The organism is Bradyrhizobium sp. 61 (assembly GCF_023073075.1).
Classification (GTDB): Bacteria; Pseudomonadota; Alphaproteobacteria; order Rhizobiales; family Xanthobacteraceae; genus Bradyrhizobium; species Bradyrhizobium barranii.
The window spans coordinates 187825-208909 of the sequence record NZ_JADPIU010000064.1 but is presented as its reverse complement, the minus strand read 5'-3'; the positions used below and the strand labels follow the sequence as shown (position 1 = coordinate 208909).

Here is a 21085-nt window from a genome sequence, read left to right as displayed (position 1 = left end):
TTTGATGTTATTTGATGTTTCTGCAACAATATTGATGCGAAAATTGCGACTTTGAGCTAGCATGTCAAACGATAAAGATGATGGTTTTTGAGGTATTCGACGATTGGGCCCCGGAATGAATAAACCAGTGGCTCCTTCGCTGAGCCGCATCGTTGACGTGGCGCGCCGGGCCGGCGTCTCCACGGCGACGGTCGACCGCGTGCTGAATCGTCGGCCCGGTGTGCGGGCGATTACGCAGCAGCGGGTGCTCGCCGCCGCGTCCGAGCTCGACTACATGCCGGCCGAGAACATCCTGGCGGCGATGCGGCCCAAGCCGATGCGGCTGCTGTTCCTGCTGCCGGCCGGCACCAACCGCTTCCTGTCCACGCTCGGGCAGCTGATCGCGCATTCCGACGGCCGGCTCGCGCCCTTCAACGTCCATTGTCAGGTCGACACCATCAAGGGCTTCAATCCCGACCTGCTGGCACGTCAGCTCTGGCGGGCCCGCGACAAGGCCGACGGCATCGCCTTCATGGCGCTCGAGCATCCCGTCGTGAGGGAAGCCGTCGACCGATTAGCGGAGCACGGCGTGCCGACGGTGACGCTGATCTCGGATATCCTGAACGCGCGCCGCGCGGCCTATATCGGACTGGACAATCGCTCGATCGGACGCACTGCCGGCTATCTGATCGCGCGCTTTCTGGGCGAGCGTCCGGCCAAGGTCGCGATGATCGCGGGCAGCCGCAGCTACCGCGCGCACGAAGAACGCGAAATGGGCTTTCTGCACGTCTTCGAAGAACTATTCCCGGCCATCAAGGTCGTGGGCCTGCGCGAAGGCCATGATGACGCCGACCGCAACTATCGCCAGACGCGCATGCTGCTGGGCCAGCATCCGGATCTTGCCGGAATCTACAACATCGGCGGCGCCGCCGATGGTGTCGCTCGCGCCCTGAACGAAATGAACCGGGCGCGTGACGTGGTCTTCATTGGCCATGGTCTGACCTCGGATACGCGTAGCTTTCTGCTCGATGGGACGATGGATGCCGTCATCACTCAAAATCAGCTCAACACGATGATGAGCTGTGTCGGCATCTTCGACAATTTGCGCGCCGGCCGCAGCGCCATGCACGGCATCGAGGCGCCGCGCAGCGAGATCATCTTTCGCGAAAATATTCCGGCGCTTGGGGGCTAGGATCCAGGGAGGCGGCTTGCTGGACCCATGGTCGGCCTGGTCGAGCGCATCCATGGCCTGATTGGCACGATGCAATTTTGCCGGTGTTTTGCCCGACGAGTCAAATGACCGGCGTCTGAAGACATCGGGCTCGTCGAGCACCTCAACGTGCGTTGCAGGAGAGAGGCCTCTCGTTCTGCGCGCGCAAGGCAATTCACCCAAGCCTCATCTCGACTTAAGCCGCGCCACCGCGACCAACCGGCCAGGGGCGGTTCTACTGTGCATGGGGTTGTTTTTCAGTTTTTTGTTTGGCGAGGCGTCGGCAGGCGCTCTACAGGCCGGCGGCGACGCCCAGGCGGCCGATGCCGGGGAGCTTGAGCGCCGGCCGCCGGATGTCGATGCCCAGCACCGCGCCGAAGAAATTGATCTCGAACCCTTCGACCCAGCCGACCGTCATGCCGAGGTAACCCGACAGCGAGGCGTAGGCGCCGGTGCGGGAAGGGGTGATGCCGGCCCAGCGTCCGCTGTACGGATAGTCCTTGCCGACCGCGGTGGGTGGAAGGACGGCACGAAGCTCGGGAACGGCGTCCAGCGCCGCCTGCACGAAGGTGTTGGAATTCGGTCCGGGCCAGGCGCTGTAATCGCCGTAGGCGCGGAACTTGTAGGTCTCGACGACGTGGCGGATCTTGGGGATCAGCGCTTCGGCCCGCGCGCCGTCGACCGCCACGACGGTTTCGGGCATGGCGCCGAACCAGCGGCCGTCGGGTGCAAATCCGTTGCTCCGGATCGGGTCGCCCCACGCCGTGTAGTCGTATCGGCTGTAGGTGCTGGCACCTTTCTCCTTGACGACGATCCAGCTGTGGACGGCGAAAATGCTGCGCCACCGCACCGTGCGCGCGGCAAAGACCCGGATCAGCGCGTCCGGATTGGCGGATGCCGGCGGCAGCAAGCCGGCGCTCGAGCGATCGGCCGTCTGCCAATTGCCCCGGCCATCGCCGAACAGATAATAGCGTCCGGCCGACAGTCCTATCGGCACGAAGACCAGCAGCAGGAAGAGAATCAAGAGTTTCCTCAAGGGCGGATGGTGGTCAGGCGGGACGACACGATTAATATAGTTCGCCCGGCGGGCCGCGCCAGCACGCTTCTGCTCTTGCATTTGGGAGGTGCGCCCCCATGTTCCCGATTATGATGAAACTGTCCCTCATCGAAGACCAGGCCATCCAGGCGCGAATCGCGGGCATCGCGGGCGCCGAGACGTTCGATCGCATCTTCGCCGGCATCCGATTCGACGAGATCGACGGCAATCTGCTGTTCGCCATTGCCAGGGACGAAGACTGCGCGAGCGAGATCGAGGACGAGTTCTCGCATCACCTCGCGGTGGTTGCGACTCAAGTCCTCGGGCAGAGCGTCGACGTGGTCGTGGTGCTGCCGAAGGTCCTGCAGTAGGCCTTATTTTGGCATGCAGGCCGGTCGTCCGGGCTTGCATCCGTGCTTTCCAACGCAATCGTGAAATTGTAATGACGTGCTTGGGCGCTTAGGCCCAGTCCGCGTTGTCGACCGAGCTCTACGGCAGGGCTCGTCGGCGCGCGACTCTATTTCTGAAACAAAGTTGGATACACATTGGCGTCCACCAAAAAAGCCCGGGCCGCGACCGGCGCGAAAAAGACCAAGGCCAAAAGCTCGAAAGGCGAGAGCCCGAAGACCAAGAGCTCGAAGAGCAAGGGTTCAAAGCGCAAGGGTTCGAAGAGCACAGAGAGCAAAGGCTCGAAAGGCAAGAGCGCGTCGCGTTCTACGGTCTCGTCCTCATCGCCGCTCGGCATGCTGGCGCTGCATCTGCGCGAGCAATGGGAGAAGTCTGGCCGCGACGGCCTCGTCTTCCTCTGCGACAATGAGAACAGGGCAGAGCGGCTGGGCGGCGTGATCCACGCGCTCGATCCTTCGGTCGACGTGCTGGTGTTCCCGCGGCTGAACAATCTGCCATTCGATGGTCTGGAGCCGTCGCGCGAGATCGCGGGCAGGCGGAGCTCGGTGTTGCGGCGCCTTGCCAAGGCAAGGAAGCCGGTCTTCCTCGTATCGACCGCAGAAGCCATCATGGAGCGGCTGCCACTGCCGGCGAGCTGGTCAAAGACCAGCCTCAGCCTGAAAGTGGGCGCGGCCTATTCGGAAGCCGAGCTGGAGCGCCGTCTGGAAGCGCTCGGCTACGACCTCGACGAAGAGGCGGAATATCCGGGCGGCGTCCTGTTCCACGGCAAGACGTTCGAGGTGTTTCCCGCGGGCGGACTTGGTCCTTTCAGGATCGAACATTCCGACGGTGTTATCCGTAAGATCGTTGCCGTCGATCCGGTCGAGCATGAGGTCGTCTACGAGACCAGGGAATTGCTGATCGATCCGATGTCCGAACAGATTGCGCTCGGAGGCAAGCGCGGGCAGCGGGCGACGCTGCCGGATTATTGCGCTCGCGCGCGGTGGATCGTGGATGCCGGCGTACCGGGCCACGCCGATATCTGGCTGGGCACCATCGAGGAGGCAGCTGGCCGCAGGGATGCGGAGCGCGAGTATCTCGGACGGGCGGACTGGAAGCGGCTGAAGAAGAGCATCAGCGTGCTTCCGCAAAAATCGGCCTTCACGCCGACGCCCGATTTCTCGAAGGCCTCTTCGCCAAGAAAGATCCTCCGCGCTTTTATTGACGACATGCAACGCGCCGGGTCGCGGGTGCTGTTCGTCGCGGCCGTCGAGGATGACCTTCGCGCGATGGAGCGGATGAGCGGGATCAAGGCGGAGCGCTGTGCCGATTGGAGCGAGGCGACAGAGGGACGGGATCGCGAAACGGCGTTCCTGGCCGATTTCGATGCCGGCTTCGTCGGGGCCGGCCGCAAGCCTCTCGTCATCGTCACCGCGTCGGACGTGCTCGGCAGCAGAGCCCATCATCCGCAGCCGATGGCGAGAGCCTGGACGGCCGCGTTCGATCATCCCGACGTCCCGGAGCGCGGCGCGGCGGTCGTCCATTTGCAGCGCGGGCTCGCCCTGCTCGACGGCTTGCAGACCCTCGCCATGGGGACGGGATCGCGGCGCGAGATGGTCAGGCTTGCGTTCGCGGGAGACAACGCCGTTCTCGTGCCGCCGGCCGATCTTGCCTTGATCTGGCCGTATGCGGCCGAGCCCGGCAAGCTGGCACGGGACAAGGCGGACGGGAGCACATGGTGGGCGCGGCGGACCGAGGCCGAGGCGGAGATTCAGGTCGCCGCCAAGGCGCTCGCGAAGCACATCAGCCAGCGCCACCGCCGCCGCGCGCCGAAACTGGTCGCACCCGGGCCGCTCTATGAAAGGTTCGTTGCGCGTTTTCCGTATTTCCCGACCGTCGATCAGGCGAAGGCCATTCAGGACGTGCTCGATGATCTCGCGGCAGGTCATCCCATGGACAGGGTGGTGTGTGGCGACGTCGGATTTGGAAAGACCGAGGTCGCGTTGCGCGCGGCAGCCGCCGTGGCGCTGTCCGGGAAACAGGTGGCGATCGCGGTGCCGACCACGGTCCTGGCGCGGCAGCATGTCGAAACCTTCCGCAAGCGCTTCGGTCCTCTCGGTATCGACGTCGGAAGCCTGTCGCGAGCGACCTCCGGCCCGGAGACGCGAGGGATCAAGGAGGGCCTGCGAAGCGGCAGGCTGAAAGTCGTCGTCGGCACGCAGGCGCTCTCTGCAAAGGATGTGAAGTTCGCCGATCTTGGCCTCGTCATCATCGACGAAGAGCAGCACTTCGGAGCGGCGGAGAAGGCGAAGCTTTCTGGGCTGGCAAAGAATGCCCATACGCTCTGGATGAGCGCGACGCCCATCCCGCGCACGCTCGCTGCTGGTCTTGCGGGCTTCCGGGATCTCAGCGTGATCGCAACGCCGCCGGTTCACCGGCTTCCGATCGTGACCAAGATCGCTCCGCTTTCGGATGCGGCCATTGCCGGAGCATTGCTTCGCGAGCGGCGGCGGCATGGACAGAGTTTTCTGATCTGCCCGCGCATCCAGGATCTGGAGCCGATGCTGGCGCGGGTGCAATCACTGGCGCCCGACCTCCGCATCGTCTGCCTTCATGGCAAGATGCCCGTCGACGACCTCGACGACCGCATGATGAGTTTCGTCGATGGCGAGGCGGATGTCCTTCTGGCAACCAACATCGTGGAAAGCGGTCTCGATATCCCGCGTGCGAATACCATCGTGGTGTGCTGGCCCGAAAAGTTCGGCCTCGCACAGCTCCATCAGCTCAGGGGGCGGGTGGGACGCGGCGGAACGCGCGCCTTCGCCTATCTGCTGACGGAGTCGACCTCGGAGCAGTCCGAGAAGCGTTTGGCCGTCCTCGAGGAGTTCAGCAAGCCCGGCGCCGGCTTTGCCATCAGCGAGCGCGACCTGGACCTCAGGGGCGCCGGCGATCTGTTTTCCGAACAGCAGTCTGGGCACGTGCAGGTGTTCGGGCCGGTGCTCTACAGTCATCTCCTGAAGCTCGCCTCGGAAAGAGTGAACGACTCGGGCGCCTTTCTGTGGGTGCCGGATCTGAATCTGCCTGTCGGCGACATGTTGCCTGAAGGTTATGTGCAATCGGAAGCAATGCGGCTCGAGATCTATGGTCGCGCCGCCAGATGCCGGAGCGACGACGATCTGGAAGACCTGGAGGAGGAGACCTCGCGCCGTTTCGGCAGGCTGCCGCCGGAGGCGCGCGATTTCTTTGCGGCCGCCAGGCTCCGGATCGATTGCAAGCGGCGTGGCATCGTCAGGCTCGATGTCGGGCCCGAGGCGGTCGCTGCCACTTTCCTCCCCGGGCGGCTGCGGAAATCCAGAGCACGATCGCTCCAGCGCGACGGCGATCGCGTCGTCTGCGCCGCCCGCGGGCATGCGGACCCGTTCGGCCGGATCGAGGAATTCCTGGAGCTTCTGGACGAGTGAAGCAGGCGGGACCTACTGCGGCTCGATTCCGGCTGCCTTGATGATCCGCCCCCATTTGGCGATCTCCGCCTTCAGGAAGGCTTCGAGCGCAGCCGGCGTCGCACGCTCGGCCTCGACCGGAGCCATGCTGAGCTCGGCGAAGCGGCTGATCAAGGCAGGGTCTTTGAGCGCCGTCTGGAGCGCACCGACGAGCTGGTCGATCACGGGCTTCGGCGTGCCGCGCGGCGCGTAGAGGCCATACCAGGTCGTCACATCGAATTCGGGAACGCCGGCCTCGGCCGAGGTCGGCACGCCGGGCAGCGTCGCGACGCGCGTCTTGCTCGTGATCGCGTAGCCCTTGATCGTGTTCGACTGGATATAGGGCGTCGGTCCCGTCGCGGGATCGCAATAGACGTCGATATGGCCGGCGATGACGTCGTTCAGCGCGGGCCCGCCGCCCTTGTAGTAGATTTGCGAGAGTTTCGTATCGGTGGTGCTCATGAACATCAGGCCGCAGAGCTGCGAGGCTGAGCCGAGACCGACATTGCCGAAAGTCATCTTGTCGCCTTCGCTGCGGATGCGCGCGATCATCTCGCCGAGGTCCTTGGCCGGGAAATTCGGCCGGGCCACCAGGATCATCGGGACATCCGTGACGAGCCCGATCATGGCGAAGTCGCCGACGGGATCGAACGGCAGTTTTGCGTAGAGCGCGGGCGCAGTGGCCTGGCCGACATGCATCAGGAGCAGCGTGTAGCCATCAGGCGCGGCCTTGGCGACGCGGTTGGTGCCGAGTGTGCCGCCGGCACCGACGACATTCTCGATGACGATGGACTGCTTCAGCGTCGCGCTCATGGCGTTGCCGAGAATTCGCGCGATGACGTCGCCGGGGCCGCCGGCGGAGAACGGCACGATCATCGTGACCGGGCGGGTGGGGTAGTCGTCTGCGATTGCCGCGCCGCAGGGCGAGAGCAGGAGACACAGGATCAGCGATCGTACCAGAGACAACATCGAACACTCCCTGAATTCTTGTTTTTCTAGTCGTCGGAAGGCGCCGCCTCCTTGGCGGCGTTTCGTTCAATCATGTCGAGCGCGGCCACCGCAGCCGCATTGATGTGATCGACGCAGCAGCGCTCGGCGAGATCTGGATCGCCGTTCTGGATCGCACGCCAGATCGCGGTGACCTCGCGTAGGCTCTTGTTGATCCGTTTCGGCTGCGACATCGACGTGATCCGCAACAGTTGGATCCGGTCGTGCAGCGGCTTGAGCATGCGCTCGATGAAGGCGTTGCGGCAGCCGCCGATCAGCGCGGCGTAGAAGTCGGTCTTGGCTTCGAGGCTCCCGACGAGATCCTGCTTGGCTGCGGCCGCCTTCAGCCGTGCCAGGGCTTCCCCGATCCGTCGAGCCACTTCCGGATCGTGGAGCCTGGCGCATTCGCGGCCGGCGAAACCTTCGAGCACCGCTCGCGCCGCGTACAGCTGCCGGGCTTCTTCGAGGCTGATCGTGGAGACCACGGGGCCGCGGTGCGGGACGATGTTGACCAGCCCGTCGGCTTCGAGCGCCCGCAGTGCTTCACGGATCGAGGGCCGGCTGACGCCCATCATCTCGCAGAGCTCGCGCTCGACCAGGCGCTGGCCCGGTTTGAGTGTTCCGGACATGATCGCCTCGCGCAGCTTTTGCGCGACCATCGCCCGGACGGTCGGGACGTCCTCGATGCGGAGTGTCGACTGCAATTCGCTACGTCTTTCCATGTCCGGACCCTGGTTGGGAAAAGTCAGTACCGGTTTACAGGCAGAATCATCATTTCGGCAATTTGAACGTGCGCGGGCTGGTCCAGGGCGAAGACGATCGAACGGGCAATATCGGCAGGCTCGAGCGCCATCCTGAACTGGTCGAAATAGTCCTTTTCCTTCTGCCTGTCGCCGCGGTAGCGGGTCAGGATGATGTTGGTCCGGGTCAGGCCTGGCTGGAGTTCGGTGACCCGGATCGCGGTTTCCGCCAGCTCGCCCCGCAGCGTCTCGGTGAACATGTGCACGCCCGCCTTGCTGGTGCTGTAGGCGGCCATGTCAGGGACGATCCGGACCGCGTTGATGGAGCTGATGTTGACGACATGGCCGGCGTTGCGCCTGACCATGTCGGGCAGGATCGCGCGGGTGACGCGCATCAGGCCGATCAGATTGGTCTGGATGATGTTGGACCAGTCGTCGGCGGAGCCGGCATCGAACCGCGTCCGCCCGCCGATATCGTGCCCGGCGTTGTTGATGAGGACGTCGACCGGCTTGAACTGCGCGGGAATGGCGTCCGGCAGGCGATCCACGGCATGCCCATCGCTAATGTCGAGCTGGATCGGAAACACCGCGTTGCCCGCCGAGGACGCAAGTTCCTCAAGCGCCTTGGCGTCGCGATCGACCAGCACGACTCGGCGGCCGCTTTCCAGCAACGCCTTGGTGATGGCGCGTCCCATGCCGCCGGCGGCACCCGTCAGCACGACGCTCTGGCCCGATTGTTCAGTCATCGCAACACTCCCAATGCTTTCATGCGACCGACCAGCCGCCGTCGATCGGCAGGCTGGCGCCGGTGATATCGTTTGCCGCGGGCCCACAGAGAAAGACGACCATGGCGGCGACCGCATTCATTTCGACGAAGCGCTGCGTTGGCTGGCGCTCACCGAGATATTCCTTGGTCACGTCGTCGACCGGACGGCCGCTGTTCGACGCGATCGTTGCGATCTTGTTCAGGATCGCGGGCGTTGGCAGTGTGCCTGGGCAGAGCGTGTTGCAGGTGATGCCGCTCCGCGCCGTCTCGATCGCCACCGCGCGGGTCATACCGAGGATCGCAGTCTTTGTGGTGACGTAGTCGATGCGATCCTCGACCGCGCGGCTGGAATAGATCGAGCCCATGTTGATGATCCGGCCCCAGCCGCGCTGCTTCATGGCTGGCAGCGCCAGGCGGATCAAATGGAACGGCGCCGACAGGTTGACGGCCAGCGCCTGCTCCCAGCGATCGGGCGGAAACTGCTCGATGGCGGAGAAATGCCTGACCACGGCGTTGTTGACGAGGATGTCGATGGCGCCGCAGCGGTCGAGCAGATCGGCCATCATGGCCTCGATCGCCTCGCGCTGGGCGAGATCGGCGCCGGCCGAGACGACCTCGACGCCGAAGCGGGCGCGGAGGCCATCCGCGGCCTGCTTCGGCGCGACGAGATCATGAAGGACGATATTGGCGCCCGCGCCGGCAAGGCCTTCCGCGACGGCGAGGCCAAGGCCCGCGGTCGCACCGGTCACGAGTGCCCATTTGCCCTTCATCGTCGTCACGCTCCGTTATTTCTTGTCGAGCTCGGCGAAGACTTCCTTCGCGTTCCGGAACGCATCCACGCCGGCCGGCACGCCGCAATAGATCGCGACCTGCATGAACACCTCGCGGATCTCCTCCTTGGTGGCGCCGTTGGCGAGCGCGCCGCGGACATGGGTTTTCAGCTCGTGTGGGCGGTTGAGCGCGCAGAGCATCGCCAGATTGAGGAAGCTGCGCGTCTTGCGCGTGAGGCCGTCGCGGCCCCAGACGTAGCCCCAGCAATACTCCGTGGTGAGGTCCTGCATCGGACGATTGAACTCGTCCGCGCTTGCGATCGCCTTGTCCACGAACTCGTTGCCGAGCACGCTCTTGCGGATTTCGAGCCCGCGGTCGTAGGTCGCCTTGTCCATGTTGTTCTCCGTTTCTCTTTCGGGCGTTGTCAGTTCTCAGTCAGTTTTTGGGCCAGAACGGCTGCGCCAGCGCGAGCTGGGGCGGGAACACCGTCACCGGCACGCCGGATTGCCACTGCACGATGGTCATGCCGGCGCCGACGCGGCGGCCCTTCTCGTCGAACTTGATCTCGCCCAGCGGATAGTATTTCGAGGGGCCGGCATCCATGGTGCGCAGCGCCTCGCCGACGGCAACGCGGTCGGCCTTGCCGGCCTTCTCGAGCGCGTCCTTGATCACCCACATGTCGCCATAGGTGGAGATCGCGTTCTGCGTCATCCACGGCTCTTTGTAGCGGGTCTTCAGTTCCGCGATCAGTGCCTCGTGGCCCTTGGCGCCCCAGCTTGCGACGCAGGTCAGCACGCCCTGGAGCAGTTCGGGGCTCACAGTCTGCAGCATGTCCGGCTCAGCGATCGCGATGCCGAACGAGATGGTCGGAATCTTGCCCTGGCCGAGGCCGAACTCGTTCATCTTCTCGAGCAGCAGCTTTGCGTCCGAGATCACCGTCGGCAGGAAGAACAGCAGATCGGGTTTCGCCGAGCGGATTTTCTGCACCAGCGACGTCGCATCAGCCAGCGGCGGCGTGAACGTCTCGTCGACGATCAGCTGCAACTGGTTCTCCGCCAGCAGGCCCTCGCGCATCGCCTTTGCGGAGGCGATCGAGGCCCCCGTGTTGTCGGTCAGGATCGCGACCGTCTTCGGCCGCTTGCCGGAGGCCGTTTCCGCCAGCTTGATGATCTGCGGTAACGCCTGCCGTGCCTGCGAACCTGCGGTGGCCGCGGTCTGGAACACGTATTTGAAGCCGCGGTCGGTGATCAGGTCGGAATAGGAGAGGGTAAGGACAGGCAGGCTGGCACGCTCGGTCACTTCGGTCACCGCAAGCGTGAACGAGGACAGGTATGCGCCGCTGGCCGCAACCAGATCGGTCTCCTGCGCGACCATGCGCTGGGCGGCGTTCTTGGCCTTTTCCGTGGTGTCGCCGGAATCGAGCACGACCAGCTTCAGCTTGGCGCCGCCGAGGGCCTTGATGCCGCCTTGCGCGTTGATGTGGTCGACCGCCATCTCGGCGCCCTCACGCATCACCGTTCCCGGGCGGGCATAGAGGCCAGAGATCGGCACCAGCAGGCCGACCTTCACTTCCGCCGGTTGTTGCGCCCAGGCGGCACGGGACGCGATCAGCGTGCCGGAAGCGCCGGCAAGCAATGTTCGCCGCGAGATCGTGATTTTGCTCTTTGCAGTCATGACAATTCTCCTCCCTGAAAAATCTCGCGACGCCTTATGATTTCTTCGGCCAGAACGGCTGCGCCTGCGCGAGTTCGGGCGGATAGACGGTGACAGGCACGCCTGATTGCCATTGCACGATGACGACGCCGGCGCCGACGCGGCGGCCCTTCTCGTCGAATTTGAGCTGGCCGCCCGGATAGTATGTCGACGGGCCGGCATCCATGGTGCGGAACGCCTGCGCGACCGAGTTGCGGTCGGCCTTGCCGGCCTTCTCCAGCGCCTCCTTCATCAGCCACATGTCACCATAGGTCGAGATGACGTTCTGCGTCATCCAGGGCTCCTTGTATTTGGCCTTGAGCTCGGCGATCAGGGCCTCGTGACCCTTCGAGCCCCAGTTGGCGACGATGGTCATGATGCCCTGCACCGTCTCCGGGCTCACGCTCTGGAGCATGTCGGGCTCGGCGATAGTGATGCTGAACGACACCGTCGGGATCTTGCCCTGGCCGAGGCCGAACTCGCTGATCTTCTCCAGCCCCAGCTTGGCATCCGACACTGCATTCGGCATGAACAGGAGCAAATCGGGCTTGGCCGAGCGGACCTTCTGGATCAGCGGGGTGGCATCCGACAGCGGCGGGGTCCAGACTTCCTCGACGACGAGCTGGAGGCCTTCCTGCGCGAGCAGTTTTTCCTTCAGCGCCTTGGCGGTGGCGACGGATGTCGCGGTGTTGTCCATCAGCATCGCCACGGCTTTGGGCTTCTTGCCCGACGCGTTCTCGGCGAGCTTCATCAGCGTCGGTAGGCCGAGCTCGGACTGACGGCTCGCGGTTGCCGCGGTCTGGAAGATGTATTTGAAGCCGCGGTCGGTCAGCAGGTCCGAATAGGACAGTGTCAGCACCGGCAGTTCGGCGCGCTCGGTCACCTCGGTGACGGCGAGCGTGAAGGAGGAGAGATAAGAGCCGGTGGCGGCGACGAGATCGGGTTCCTGCGCCACCATGCGTTGCGCCGCGTTCTTGGCCTTCTCGGTGGTGTCGCCGCAGTCGATCACCACCAGCTTCAGCTTGGCGCCGCCGAGTGCCTTGATGCCGCCCTGCGCGTTGATGTGCTCTATGCCCATCTCGGCGCCCATCTTCATCACCTGGCCGGGGCGGGTGTAGATGCCCGACAGCGGCACGATCAGTCCGACCTTGACCTCGGCCGGCGCCTGCGCACGTGCCACGCCGGCGAGGCCGACGGCGGCGGCGCCCGACAGCACGGTCCGGCGCGTCAGTCCATTTGATATCCTGCCCTTCGATGTCTTGTTCATTCGTGTCTCCCTGCTCTTTGTTTTTGTTCGTCACATGCCGAGATAGGCTTTGCGCACGCGATCATCGGCGCGCAACGTGTCGTTGTTGCCTTCGAGCACGACGTGTCCGGCTTCGAGGACATAGCCGTGGTCGGCTGACTCCAGCGCTTCCGCGACGCGCTGCTCGACCAGCAGCATGGTCAGCCCGGACTGGCGCCGGATATCGATCAGCCGCTCGAAGATGAAGTCCGCGGTCGACGGCGCGAGCCCCATCGAAGGCTCGTCCAGCATCAGCAGCTTCGGCGAGGAGGCGAGGCCGCGGCCGATCGCGAGCATCTGTTGCTGGCCGCCGGACATCGTGCCGGCGAATTGGTTGCGGCGTTCCTTCAGCACCGGCAGCCATTCGAAGATGCGCTCGATATTGGCCTGCCAGTCGCGCCGGCCGCTTTCGGTCATTGCGCCCATTTCGAGGTTCTCCATCACCGTCAGCGACGGGAACACCTGGCGGCCCTCGGGGACATGGGCGATGCCGAGATGGGCGCGCTGCGGCGGCGGCACCGCGAGGAGATCGACGCCGTCGAACGTAATTCTCCCGCCGCTCGGCTTCACGATGCCGGAGATCGTCTTGAATAGCGTCGTCTTGCCGGCGCCGTTGGGCCCGACGATTGCGACGAACTGGCCCGCGCCGACATTGATCGACACGTCGTTCAGGACGGGCTTGGCCGAATAGCCCGCGCTCAATCCATCAATTCGCAGCATGGCCCACCCACTTCTTGCCGAGATAGGCCTCGATCACGCGGTTGTCGCGCGTCACCACTTCCGGCAGGCCCTCGGTGATGACGGCGCCGTGGTCGAGCACGAGGAATCTGTCGACCAGGCGGACCATCGCCTGCATGGTGTGCTCGATGATGGCGATGGTCATGCCGTCGCGTGCGAGCTGCTGGATCACGGCGACGACCTCGTCCGCCTCGCCGTGGCCAAGGCCCGCGAGCGTCTCGTCGAGCAGCAGGATACGGGGCTGGCCGGCGATCGCGCGGGCGAGCTCCATCAGCCGCAGCTCCTTGGTCGAGAGTTCGCCGGCGACACGGTTGGCTACGGCGGAGAGCCCGACGCGGGCGACTGCGTCGGCGGCGAGCTTGCGTGCCTCCGCATCGGAGCGGGCGCGCACATAGGCCCCCACCACGACATTGTCGAGGATCGACATGCGCAGGAATGGCCGCATCACCTGGAAGGTGCGGCCGATGCCGGCCTCGCAGATCACGTGCGGCCGTTGGCCGGACATGTTGCGGCCGTCGATCAGCACCTCGCCCTCGCTCGGCTTCAGAAAACCGTTGAGGAGGTTGAACAGCGTGGTCTTGCCGGCGCCGTTCGGGCCGATGATGCCGAGGATCTCGTTCTTGTGCAGCTTGAAGCTGACATCCTGAACGGCTTTGAGTCCGCCGAAGGAGCGCGAGAGATTGCGAACCTCGAGCATCACCTCGCCGGTGGCCGCACGCTGCCGCGCGGCAGGCTTCAGCGCCGTGACGTTGGCGACGGCCGTTTCCGGAGTGACGCTAGCCGTGGCCTTGGATGCATTTCGCCTGCGCAGGAGATCGCGCAGTTTCCAGAACAGGCCTTCCGGCGCGAGCAAGATGACACAGACGATCGCCAGGCCGAAGATGACGCCCTGAATGCCGGGGATGCGCGCACCGGCCTCTGCGTGCAGGATCTCGGCGAGTGGGATCAGGATCACGGAGCCGATGACCGGTCCCCAGACCGTACCGACGCCGCCGAACATCGCGACCGTCAACGCCTGCGCCGACACCAGCATGCCGAACACCGATTGCGGGGTCACGACCAGCAGCACCTGCACATAGAATCCGCCGATGGCGGCGGCGATCGCGCCGCTCAACGTGATCGCGCGCAGCTTCCAAGCCAGCGTGTTGATTCCGGCCGCTTCTGCCGCAGCCTCGTTCTGCTTGATCGCGAGCAGCGCCATGCCGAAGCGGGATCGCTCGATCACCTGCGTCAGCACGATGGTGGCAAGCATGATGGCCAGCCCCAGCAGCGTGTAGATGTGGGGATCGGAGAACTGCATATAGGCGATCGGCGCGTCGCGCTTGATCGGAAGCGTCACCTCCTGGAAGCCGAGCCACTCGAACACGTAGAGAATAGCGAGCGGGTAGGCGAGCATCGCGAGCGCAAAGTAGTGGCCCTGGAGGCGGAAGGTCGGAAATCCGATCAGCAGCCCGGCAATGCCGCCGAGCATGGCGGCGACCGGGATCAGCAGCCAGGGGGAGATATCGAAATAAATCTGCCCGAGCGCGGTCGCGTAGGCGCCGATCCCGAAGAAGGCGGCGTGGCCGAACGAGATCAGCCCGGTGTAGCCGCTGAGCAGGTTCCAGGACAGGCCGAACACCGCCCACACCGGCACCAGCGTCAGGATGAGCTGGTAGTACGAGTTGGTGACGCCGAGTGAGATCCCGGCGTAGGCGAGCGTGAAGAGCAGGGGAGGCAGCAGTGAACGCATCCGAAGCATGGTCACGTCCTCTCGACCATGCGCCCGAAGAAACCTTGCGGACGGAAGAAGATGATGAGGAGGAACACGGCGAAGATCGCGGCGTTCTGCAATTGCGTCGGCAGGATCAGCGTCGACATCTGCTGCACCAGGCCGATCGTCATGCCGCCCCAGAAGGCGCCGATGATGCTGCCCATGCCGCCGAGCACGACGCCGGCATACATGACGATCACGTATTCGAGGCCGACGAAGGGGTGGAACGGATAGTTGGTCGCGAGCAGGCCGCCGGCAATCGCGGTGATGCCGCAGCCGAGCGCGAAGGCCGTGCGGTGCGCGCGGTCGACGTCGATGCCCATATAGGTCGCAGCGGTCGGATTGTCGGCGGCGGCGCGGAGCGACTTGCCGATCCGGGTCCGCGTGATCAGCAGCGAAAGAAGAATCATGATCGCGAGCGAAACGATCGCGTCGATGCTGCGCGCCTTGTTGAGGAAGATGCTGATGTCCAAGAAGGGAACGAATTCCCAGGCCGAGCTCGACAGCGGCGTGCGGATCGAGGCCAGCACCGATCCGAACACGATGAGGCCGCCGTTCTGCAGGATCAGCGCGATGCCGAGCGTGAGGATGAGCTGGGCGTAATGGCCTTCGCCTTCCAGTGAGGCGGTGCGCGTGCCCGAGACGCGCGAGATCAGGGCCAGATGGACGAAATAGCCGAACACCGCGAGTACCGGGCCAGCCAGCAGGATGGCCACGAACGGACCGACCGTATTGCCGAACAGCGCCTGGATGCCGGCGGCGGTGAAGAGATAGAAGGCGGCATACATGCCGAGCATCATGAAATCGCCATGGGCGAAGTTGATGACGCGCATGACGCCGAAGATCAGGCCGAGCCCGACGCACATCAGGCCGTAGACGGCGCCGATCAAAAGGCCCGCAGCAAGCGCTTGAAAGAAGCCTTCCATCAGCCCCGCCTCCGCGCGGCGCGAGCGCCGGCTTGCTGGCGATTGTGCGCCGTCGGCACTGCTAGGCTGGTCTCCCGGTCGACCATGTTTCCCCCGTATTGTTTGGCATTTCTTATGATGCCGATCGTAAAGCCTGTTCTGGCGTGTTCAGACGACACTGTGCTGCGATGTCGCCGGCATTGCCGAGCTGCTCGCAGCCGTCGATGAGTTGTTCGAGCCGGTGCGCGCGATCGTCGCCAAGGACTCTGGTTGCGGCGGCGCGGAAGCGCGCACGAACATCTGAAGGCGTTGCGGCGATGACGTCGGGCAAAGCGTGCCGGATGGTCCGGCCGCTGCGCAGATGCACGGTCACCTCCGCGCCCTGCTTGCCGGGGAAGGCGGCGGTGAAGCCTGGATCTGCCCCGAGATCGGTGACCGCGACCAGGCGAATGATGTCGGCATCATCGAGTTCGGAATAGTTCTCTTCCTCGATCTCGCCCCGCGTCAGCGTCGCAGCAACGCTGAAGGGAATGCTCATCTTGGCCTGAAGCGCGTTGCGATAGGGCCCCATGGAGTCGCAGCCGGGATAGCGAACGGCGGCATCGGGTGCGCGAATGATGACGCGGTCGATCTCCTCAGTGCTGGCGAGCTCGTGCGAGACGCGAAGCGCTGCTTGGGCCGCGGTCTGCGCGAAATTGCAGGCCGGGACCGGCTTGTTGTAGACGGCCATGATCTCGCTCTCGCCATCGGGGAAGAGCGTGATGCTGTCGGGCGCGGCCTGGCGTCGATAGGCGGCGAACAGGCCGGCCTCACCTTCGAGGATCGTTTCCGAGCCGAAGGCGCCGGCTGCGGCAAGACCGACCGCCTTGATCGCGTTGCTGGCCGCAAAGCCCGGATGAAAATACATGTCGGAGCCGCCGGCATGCGGCCACTCGTTCAGCCCGCTGGATGTATTGGCCGCGATCGCGACGGCGCTGGTTGCCTGGTCCTCGGACAGACCGAGCGCAAAGCTTCCCGCCAGCGCCGCGCCTGGCGGCGCCACGAGCCCCGTCGGGCGATAGAGCCGTGCGAGGTCGGAGGTCAGGAGCGCGCGGCCGATCCGCGCGCCGGTCTCATAGCCGATGATGGCGGCCGAGAGCAGCCTGGCTCCGTGCAGCGGCGTCTGTTCCGACAGCGCGAGCAGCGTCGGCCAGATCACGACGCCGTGGTGCGCGATGCTGGCCGCATGCATGTCCTCGCGGACGAGGCCGTGCCCCATCACAGCATTGGCAAAGGCGGCATCGGCCGACGAGGAGAGTTGTGACGTCCCGATGATCGTTGCAGTGCCGCCGGCTTGTGCGATCGCGACCGCCTGACGGCTCCAGGGATGCTGGCCCGCCTCGAAGGCGCAGGACAAAAAGTCCAGCAGACAGAGCTTTGCCTTCGCGACGACCTCCGGCCCGAAATCGCCGAGATCGAGCGCAAGCACGCTCCGCGCCATCTGGCGCGTGAGCGAGACCTTGGCTGATCCGGTCGGGCCGATCGTCATCGCAATCGCTCTCCCTGAAGGCTTGCGTGATCAGCCGCGCATCTCGACCCCGGCCCATTCCTCGAGCACCTTGGCGATCGAGGTGAAGTCGGACGACGCGCCATACTTGGCGTTGGTGATCGCGAGCATCTGCCGCACCACCGCGCCGCAGACCATCGGCACGCCCATGGCCTCGGCCTCGTCGACGCAGAGCCGGACGTCCTTGTAGGAGAGGCCGGTGGCGAAGCCGAAATCGAAGGTGCCGGGCAGCACCGCGCGGGGGAACTTGTCTTCGGAGGCGCTGTTGCGGCCGCTGCTGGCGTTGATGATGTCGATCAGCACCTTTGCGTTGACGCCGCCCTTGACGCCCATCGCGACGGCTTCGGACGTGATCACCAGCGCCGCCGCCGCCATCAGATTGTTGGCAAGCTTGGCCGTCTGCGCCACGCCGGGCTTGTCGCCGGTGTAGAACAGCTTGCCGAAATTCTTCAGGATCGGCTGCACGGTCTCGTAGGTCGCCTGCGGGCAGGAGACCATCACGGCCAGCGTGCCGTTGACGGCGCCCTTGATGCCGCCGCTCACGGGCGCATCGACCAGCGTCATGCCTTTGGCCTTCAGGCCTTCCGCAACGATCTTCGCGGCGCCGGGACCCGAGGTCGAGAGATCGATGACAATCTTGGCGCGGCTGCCGCTGCCGATGCCGTCCTGACCGAGCATGACCGCCTTGACGATGTCGGGCGTCGGCAGGCTGGCGAGCACGATGTCGGCGCGCGAGGCGACGTCGGCCGGCGACTTGCCGAGCTGGGCGCCGCGCTTGACCAGAGGCTGGGTTGCATCAGCTTGCGTGTCATAGATGACGAGCGAATAGCCCGCGTCGATCAATCGCGCCGCCATGGGGCCGCCCATGCGGCCCGTGCCGATTACGCCGAGAATCTCTCCCGCCATCGTCTACTCCCTGTCGCGCGACCCGTGACGGGCGCGCCTTCTTGATCTCGTTGGTCAAACGCTTCCGCCGGTCGGCCTTCTCGGCCGCCGTCGTCGTGGCAGCGGGATCCCGCGCCAACGGGCCGGATTGTTATGATTGTCTGACAAGCTGTCAAGCATAACATTTGGGGTCGACAGTTTGCCGCGGATCGTCATATGGTCCGGGAAAACGAGGAAGACGCCCCGCGTGCCGCAAGCTTCAATTCCGAGTGTGAGCAAGACGCTCGCCGATTTCGTCGCGTCCTCGTCGTGGGCGGACGTGGAGGCGCAGAGCCCTGAGGCGAAGCGATCGATTCTCAATTTCTTTGCGACCGCGCTCGGCTCCGCACGCGATCCGGTGGTCACGGCCGCGATGCGCACGCTGTCGCCGTTCAGCGGCACCGCGACATCGACAATCATCGGCCATTCGCAGTCCATGGACGCGCTGTGCGCGTCGTTTCTCAATGCCATCTCGGCGAATCTGCTCGACTTCGACGACACGCACCCTGAAACGATCATCCATCCGGCCGCGCCGGTCGCCGCGCCGATATTGGCGCTGGCAGAGACGCGCAAGCTGACGGGGCGCGCGGTGCTGACCGCGTTCATCCTTGGCGTGGATGTGGAGTGCCGCATCGGCAATGCAGTCTCGCCGCGCCATTACGCCCGCGGCTGGCACATCACTTCGACCTGCGGGATTTTTGGCGCTGCGGCGGCGTGCGCCAAGCTGTTGGGGCTGCCCGCGGAAGGGATTGCGAACGCGATCGGACTTGCGGCGAGTCAGTCGGCCGGCAATGTCGAGAATCTGCCAAGCGCCGCCAAGAATGTCAGCGTCGGCAACGCCGCGCGTAACGGGTTGTTTGCCGCGCTGCTGGCGCAGCAGGGCTATGAGGCTGCGCCCCGCGCCATCGAAGGTCCGCTCGGCTGGGCGCGCACCATGGGGGACGAGCCGGATCTCGCCCGCATGCTCGCCGGCCTCGGCAAGACCTGGGAGATCGCGAAGAACACCTACAAGCCCTATCCCGCCGGCATCGTGTTCCATTCGGTCATCGACGCCTGCCTGCTGTTGCGCGAACGAATTGGCCGACGCGTTGACCAGATCGAGTCGGTGACAGTGCAGGGTTCGGCACTGCTGCTCGCGCGCGGTGATCGCCCTGTGAACAACGAACGCGATGCGCGCGTCAGCATCCATCATTGCGTGGCTTGCGGACTGCTGCTCGGCGCGGCCGGTGTGGCCGAGTTCGCGCAGGAGACCGTGGTCCGGCCCGATATCGCGCGACTGCGGCAGAAGGTGAGGGCGGAGCTTGATGCGCAGATGCCCGATGGCGCTGCGCGCGTCACCTTGCGCCTGTCGTCTGGTGAAATTCTCACAGAGACCGTGACTTCGCCGCGCGGCAGCCAGGCTGCGCCGCTTACAGACGGCGATCTCGAGGCCAAGCTGCGCGAAGGCGTGCGGACGGGTCGAAGTGACTGGGACGCGGACCGAGTTATCGATGCAGTCTGGCGGCTCGACGCGGCGGATGACGTCGGCGCGCTGCTGCAATCATTGCGGCCGCCATCGGCGTCGCGCCAAACAATTTCCAACTAGAATCTCTCAAGACCGGAAAGGGACGATCATGAGCAAGACCGAACTGTTCGAAAAGGGCCTCAAAGTTCGTAAAGAGGTGCTCGGCGAGGACTACGTCAACAAGTCGATCGCCGGTGCCGACGAGTTCACGCGCACGATGGCGGAGTGGTCGACCGAGTTCTGCTGGGGCGCGCTGTGGACGCGGCCCGGCGTCGATCGGCGCACGCGCTCGATCGTCAACCTGGCGATGCTTGGCGCGCTGAACCGCCCGCACGAACTGAAGCTGCACGTCAAGGGCGCCCTGAAGAACGGGCTGACCAAGGAGGAGATCAAGGAGATCCTACTCCAGGTCGCTGTCTATTGCGGCGTTCCCGCCGGTATCGACGCCTTCCGCAACGCGCGCGAGGCCTTCAACGAGGTCGATGCGGGGTCCTGAGCCCGTTTGATGGAAGCTCTCATGGCTGACCCGGAATACGAGCTCTTCGCCATCCGCTATGCAACGCGGGATGCCCAGCGGAGCGAGCATTTCATCGGCGGCGATCCGCATGACGGGCCGATGCCGATGGACTATTTCATGTGGCTGGCGAGGGGAGGCGGTCGCACCTTCGTCATCGACACCGGGTTCAACGCCGAAATCGCAAGGCAGCGCAGGCGAACATTCCTGTGCTGCCCGGTGGAGACGCTTGCCGCGTTCGATGTCGACGTGGCCGACGTCAAGGATGTGATCCTCACGCATCTGCACTACGATCACGCCGGCAATTTCGACCGGTTTCCGAATGCGCGGTTTCATCTTCAGGAGCGCGAGCTCGCATACGCCACCGGGCGCTACATGCAGTATCCGAGGCTGTCGCATTCCTTCGAGGTCGAGGACGTCTGCGGGATCGTGCGGCTGAACTATGCGCGCCGGGTGCTGTTCTACGACGGCGACGCCGAGATCGCGCCCGGACTGACGGTCCACGCGGCCGGCGGGCATTCGGCCGGTCTTCAGTTCGTCCGCGTCAACACGCGCCGCGGCCCGGTCGTGCTCGCCTCCGACGTCAGTCATTTCTACGAGAACATGACGAGCGAGCGTCCGTTCACGACAGCCTTTCATGTCGGTGACATGCTGGTGGGCTTTGACAAGCTGCGAGCCGCGGCGCCGGACGCGGACCACATCGTTCCCGGCCATGATCCGCTCGTCATGAAGGTCTACCCGGCGCCAAGCCCGGATCTGAATGGCGTAGCTGTTCGTCTCGACGTGGCGCCGTCCAGGGCCGCGCATTCCCCGGACGTTGGGCAAGGCGTAGCGTAACCTGAGCTAGAAAAAATCGATTTTCGATTTTC

The 21085-nt window shown here is 64.8% G+C and carries 19 protein-coding genes; 6 read left to right on the top strand and 13 right to left on the bottom strand.

Annotated features, from left to right (window positions below; translation table 11 throughout):
• The first annotated feature begins 115 nt into the window (after positions 1–115).
• Positions 116–1171, top strand: coding sequence for a LacI family DNA-binding transcriptional regulator (locus IVB46_RS22810; protein ID WP_071915404.1), 1056 nt, complete (start codon positions 116–118; stop codon positions 1169–1171).
• 310 nt (positions 1172–1481) lie between these two features.
• Here IVB46_RS22810 and IVB46_RS22805 read toward each other — a convergent pair whose 3' ends face one another.
• Positions 1482–2213, bottom strand: coding sequence for a DUF3750 domain-containing protein (locus tag IVB46_RS22805; protein WP_247309120.1), 732 nt, complete (start codon positions 2211–2213; stop codon positions 1482–1484).
• Between the two features lie 122 nt (positions 2214–2335).
• Here IVB46_RS22805 and IVB46_RS22800 point away from each other — a divergent pair, with 122 nt between their 5' ends.
• Positions 2336–2596: a hypothetical protein gene (locus tag IVB46_RS22800; RefSeq protein ID WP_071917581.1), complete on the top strand. Its 261-nt coding sequence runs from the start codon at positions 2336–2338 to the stop codon at positions 2594–2596.
• A gap of 372 nt (positions 2597–2968) precedes the next feature.
• On the top strand, positions 2969–6073 hold the full coding sequence (locus tag IVB46_RS22795) for a DEAD/DEAH box helicase (protein ID WP_247343571.1): 3105 nt from the start codon (positions 2969–2971) through the stop codon (positions 6071–6073).
• Between the two features lie 12 nt (positions 6074–6085).
• Here the strand turns inward: IVB46_RS22795 and IVB46_RS22790 are convergent, their stop codons facing one another.
• The 12 genes from IVB46_RS22790 to IVB46_RS22735 all read right to left on the bottom strand — a co-directional run bounded on the left by IVB46_RS22790 (position 6086) and on the right by IVB46_RS22735 (position 18180).
• Positions 6086–7060, bottom strand: a complete 975-nt coding sequence (locus IVB46_RS22790; protein ID WP_247308832.1) for a tripartite tricarboxylate transporter substrate-binding protein — start codon at positions 7058–7060, stop codon at positions 6086–6088.
• Between the two features lie 26 nt (positions 7061–7086).
• Positions 7087–7800, bottom strand: a complete 714-nt coding sequence (locus IVB46_RS22785) for a GntR family transcriptional regulator (RefSeq protein WP_085403183.1) — start codon at positions 7798–7800, stop codon at positions 7087–7089.
• Between the two features lie 23 nt (positions 7801–7823).
• A complete protein-coding gene (locus IVB46_RS22780) occupies positions 7824–8564 on the bottom strand; it encodes an SDR family oxidoreductase (protein ID WP_247308833.1) in 741 nt (246 codons plus the stop codon).
• Between the two features lie 19 nt (positions 8565–8583).
• A complete protein-coding gene (locus IVB46_RS22775) occupies positions 8584–9354 on the bottom strand; it encodes an SDR family oxidoreductase (protein WP_247309124.1) in 771 nt (256 codons plus the stop codon).
• A 15-nt stretch (positions 9355–9369) separates the two neighbouring features.
• Positions 9370–9750: a carboxymuconolactone decarboxylase family protein gene (locus IVB46_RS22770; protein WP_014496467.1), complete on the bottom strand. Its 381-nt coding sequence runs from the start codon at positions 9748–9750 to the stop codon at positions 9370–9372.
• 40 nt (positions 9751–9790) lie between these two features.
• Entirely contained in the window at positions 9791–11029 is a 1239-nt protein-coding gene (locus IVB46_RS22765) for an ABC transporter substrate-binding protein (RefSeq protein ID WP_247308834.1), read from the bottom strand.
• Positions 11030–11063: 34 nt separating this feature from the next.
• Positions 11064–12314: an ABC transporter substrate-binding protein gene (locus IVB46_RS22760; protein ID WP_247308835.1), complete on the bottom strand. Its 1251-nt coding sequence runs from the start codon at positions 12312–12314 to the stop codon at positions 11064–11066.
• A gap of 30 nt (positions 12315–12344) precedes the next feature.
• On the bottom strand, positions 12345–13052 hold the full coding sequence (locus IVB46_RS22755; protein WP_247308837.1) for an ABC transporter ATP-binding protein: 708 nt from the start codon (positions 13050–13052) through the stop codon (positions 12345–12347).
• On the bottom strand, positions 13039–14811 hold the full coding sequence (locus IVB46_RS22750) for a branched-chain amino acid ABC transporter ATP-binding protein/permease (RefSeq protein WP_187387760.1): 1773 nt from the start codon (positions 14809–14811) through the stop codon (positions 13039–13041). The genes IVB46_RS22755 and IVB46_RS22750 overlap by 14 nt, the downstream gene beginning before the upstream one ends.
• 2 nt (positions 14812–14813) lie before the next feature.
• Positions 14814–15749, bottom strand: coding sequence for a branched-chain amino acid ABC transporter permease (locus IVB46_RS22745; RefSeq protein WP_063984365.1), 936 nt, complete (start codon positions 15747–15749; stop codon positions 14814–14816).
• 112 nt (positions 15750–15861) lie between these two features.
• Entirely contained in the window at positions 15862–17256 is a 1395-nt protein-coding gene (locus tag IVB46_RS22740; RefSeq protein WP_247308839.1) for an MmgE/PrpD family protein, read from the bottom strand.
• A gap of 30 nt (positions 17257–17286) precedes the next feature.
• Complete coding sequence (locus tag IVB46_RS22735; protein WP_247308841.1) at positions 17287–18180, bottom strand: NAD(P)-dependent oxidoreductase; 894 nt, start codon at positions 18178–18180, stop codon at positions 17287–17289.
• A 226-nt stretch (positions 18181–18406) separates the two neighbouring features.
• Between IVB46_RS22735 and IVB46_RS22730 the strand changes: the two genes are divergently transcribed.
• The 3 genes from IVB46_RS22730 to IVB46_RS22720 are packed head-to-tail and all read left to right on the top strand — an operon-like array spanning position 18407 to position 21053.
• Complete coding sequence (locus tag IVB46_RS22730) at positions 18407–19783, top strand: MmgE/PrpD family protein (RefSeq protein WP_247308843.1); 1377 nt, start codon at positions 18407–18409, stop codon at positions 19781–19783.
• A gap of 28 nt (positions 19784–19811) precedes the next feature.
• Positions 19812–20198, top strand: a complete 387-nt coding sequence (locus tag IVB46_RS22725) for a carboxymuconolactone decarboxylase family protein (RefSeq protein ID WP_027575101.1) — start codon at positions 19812–19814, stop codon at positions 20196–20198.
• Positions 20199–20219: 21 nt separating this feature from the next.
• Complete coding sequence (locus tag IVB46_RS22720; RefSeq protein WP_247308845.1) at positions 20220–21053, top strand: N-acyl homoserine lactonase family protein; 834 nt, start codon at positions 20220–20222, stop codon at positions 21051–21053.
• Positions 21054–21085 lie beyond the last annotated feature (32 nt).

What these genes read in the sequence shown, in the direction of transcription:
- IVB46_RS22765 (WP_247308834.1), bottom strand. Translation starts at nt 11,029, where the DNA reads ATGACTGCAAAGAGCAAAATCACGATCTCGCGGCGAACATTGCTTGCC.
- IVB46_RS22755 (WP_247308837.1), bottom strand. Translation starts at nt 13,052, where the DNA reads ATGCTGCGAATTGATGGATTGAGCGCGGGCTATTCGGCCAAGCCCGTC.
- IVB46_RS22720 (WP_247308845.1), top strand. Translation starts at nt 20,220, where the DNA reads ATGGCTGACCCGGAATACGAGCTCTTCGCCATCCGCTATGCAACGCGG.
- IVB46_RS22735 (WP_247308841.1), bottom strand. Translation starts at nt 18,180, where the DNA reads ATGGCGGGAGAGATTCTCGGCGTAATCGGCACGGGCCGCATGGGCGGC.
- IVB46_RS22745 (WP_063984365.1), bottom strand. Translation starts at nt 15,749, where the DNA reads ATGGAAGGCTTCTTTCAAGCGCTTGCTGCGGGCCTTTTGATCGGCGCC.
- IVB46_RS22770 (WP_014496467.1), bottom strand. Translation starts at nt 9,750, where the DNA reads ATGGACAAGGCGACCTACGACCGCGGGCTCGAAATCCGCAAGAGCGTG.
- IVB46_RS22810 (WP_071915404.1), top strand. Translation starts at nt 116, where the DNA reads ATGAATAAACCAGTGGCTCCTTCGCTGAGCCGCATCGTTGACGTGGCG.
- IVB46_RS22750 (WP_187387760.1), bottom strand. Translation starts at nt 14,811, where the DNA reads ATGCTTCGGATGCGTTCACTGCTGCCTCCCCTGCTCTTCACGCTCGCC.
- IVB46_RS22800 (WP_071917581.1), top strand. Translation starts at nt 2,336, where the DNA reads ATGATGAAACTGTCCCTCATCGAAGACCAGGCCATCCAGGCGCGAATC.
- IVB46_RS22725 (WP_027575101.1), top strand. Translation starts at nt 19,812, where the DNA reads ATGAGCAAGACCGAACTGTTCGAAAAGGGCCTCAAAGTTCGTAAAGAG.
- IVB46_RS22780 (WP_247308833.1), bottom strand. Translation starts at nt 8,564, where the DNA reads ATGACTGAACAATCGGGCCAGAGCGTCGTGCTGACGGGTGCCGCCGGC.
- IVB46_RS22785 (WP_085403183.1), bottom strand. Translation starts at nt 7,800, where the DNA reads ATGGAAAGACGTAGCGAATTGCAGTCGACACTCCGCATCGAGGACGTC.
- IVB46_RS22775 (WP_247309124.1), bottom strand. Translation starts at nt 9,354, where the DNA reads ATGAAGGGCAAATGGGCACTCGTGACCGGTGCGACCGCGGGCCTTGGC.
- IVB46_RS22795 (WP_247343571.1), top strand. Translation starts at nt 2,969, where the DNA reads ATGCTGGCGCTGCATCTGCGCGAGCAATGGGAGAAGTCTGGCCGCGAC.
- IVB46_RS22760 (WP_247308835.1), bottom strand. Translation starts at nt 12,314, where the DNA reads ATGAACAAGACATCGAAGGGCAGGATATCAAATGGACTGACGCGCCGG.
- IVB46_RS22790 (WP_247308832.1), bottom strand. Translation starts at nt 7,060, where the DNA reads ATGTTGTCTCTGGTACGATCGCTGATCCTGTGTCTCCTGCTCTCGCCC.
- IVB46_RS22740 (WP_247308839.1), bottom strand. Translation starts at nt 17,256, where the DNA reads ATGACGATCGGCCCGACCGGATCAGCCAAGGTCTCGCTCACGCGCCAG.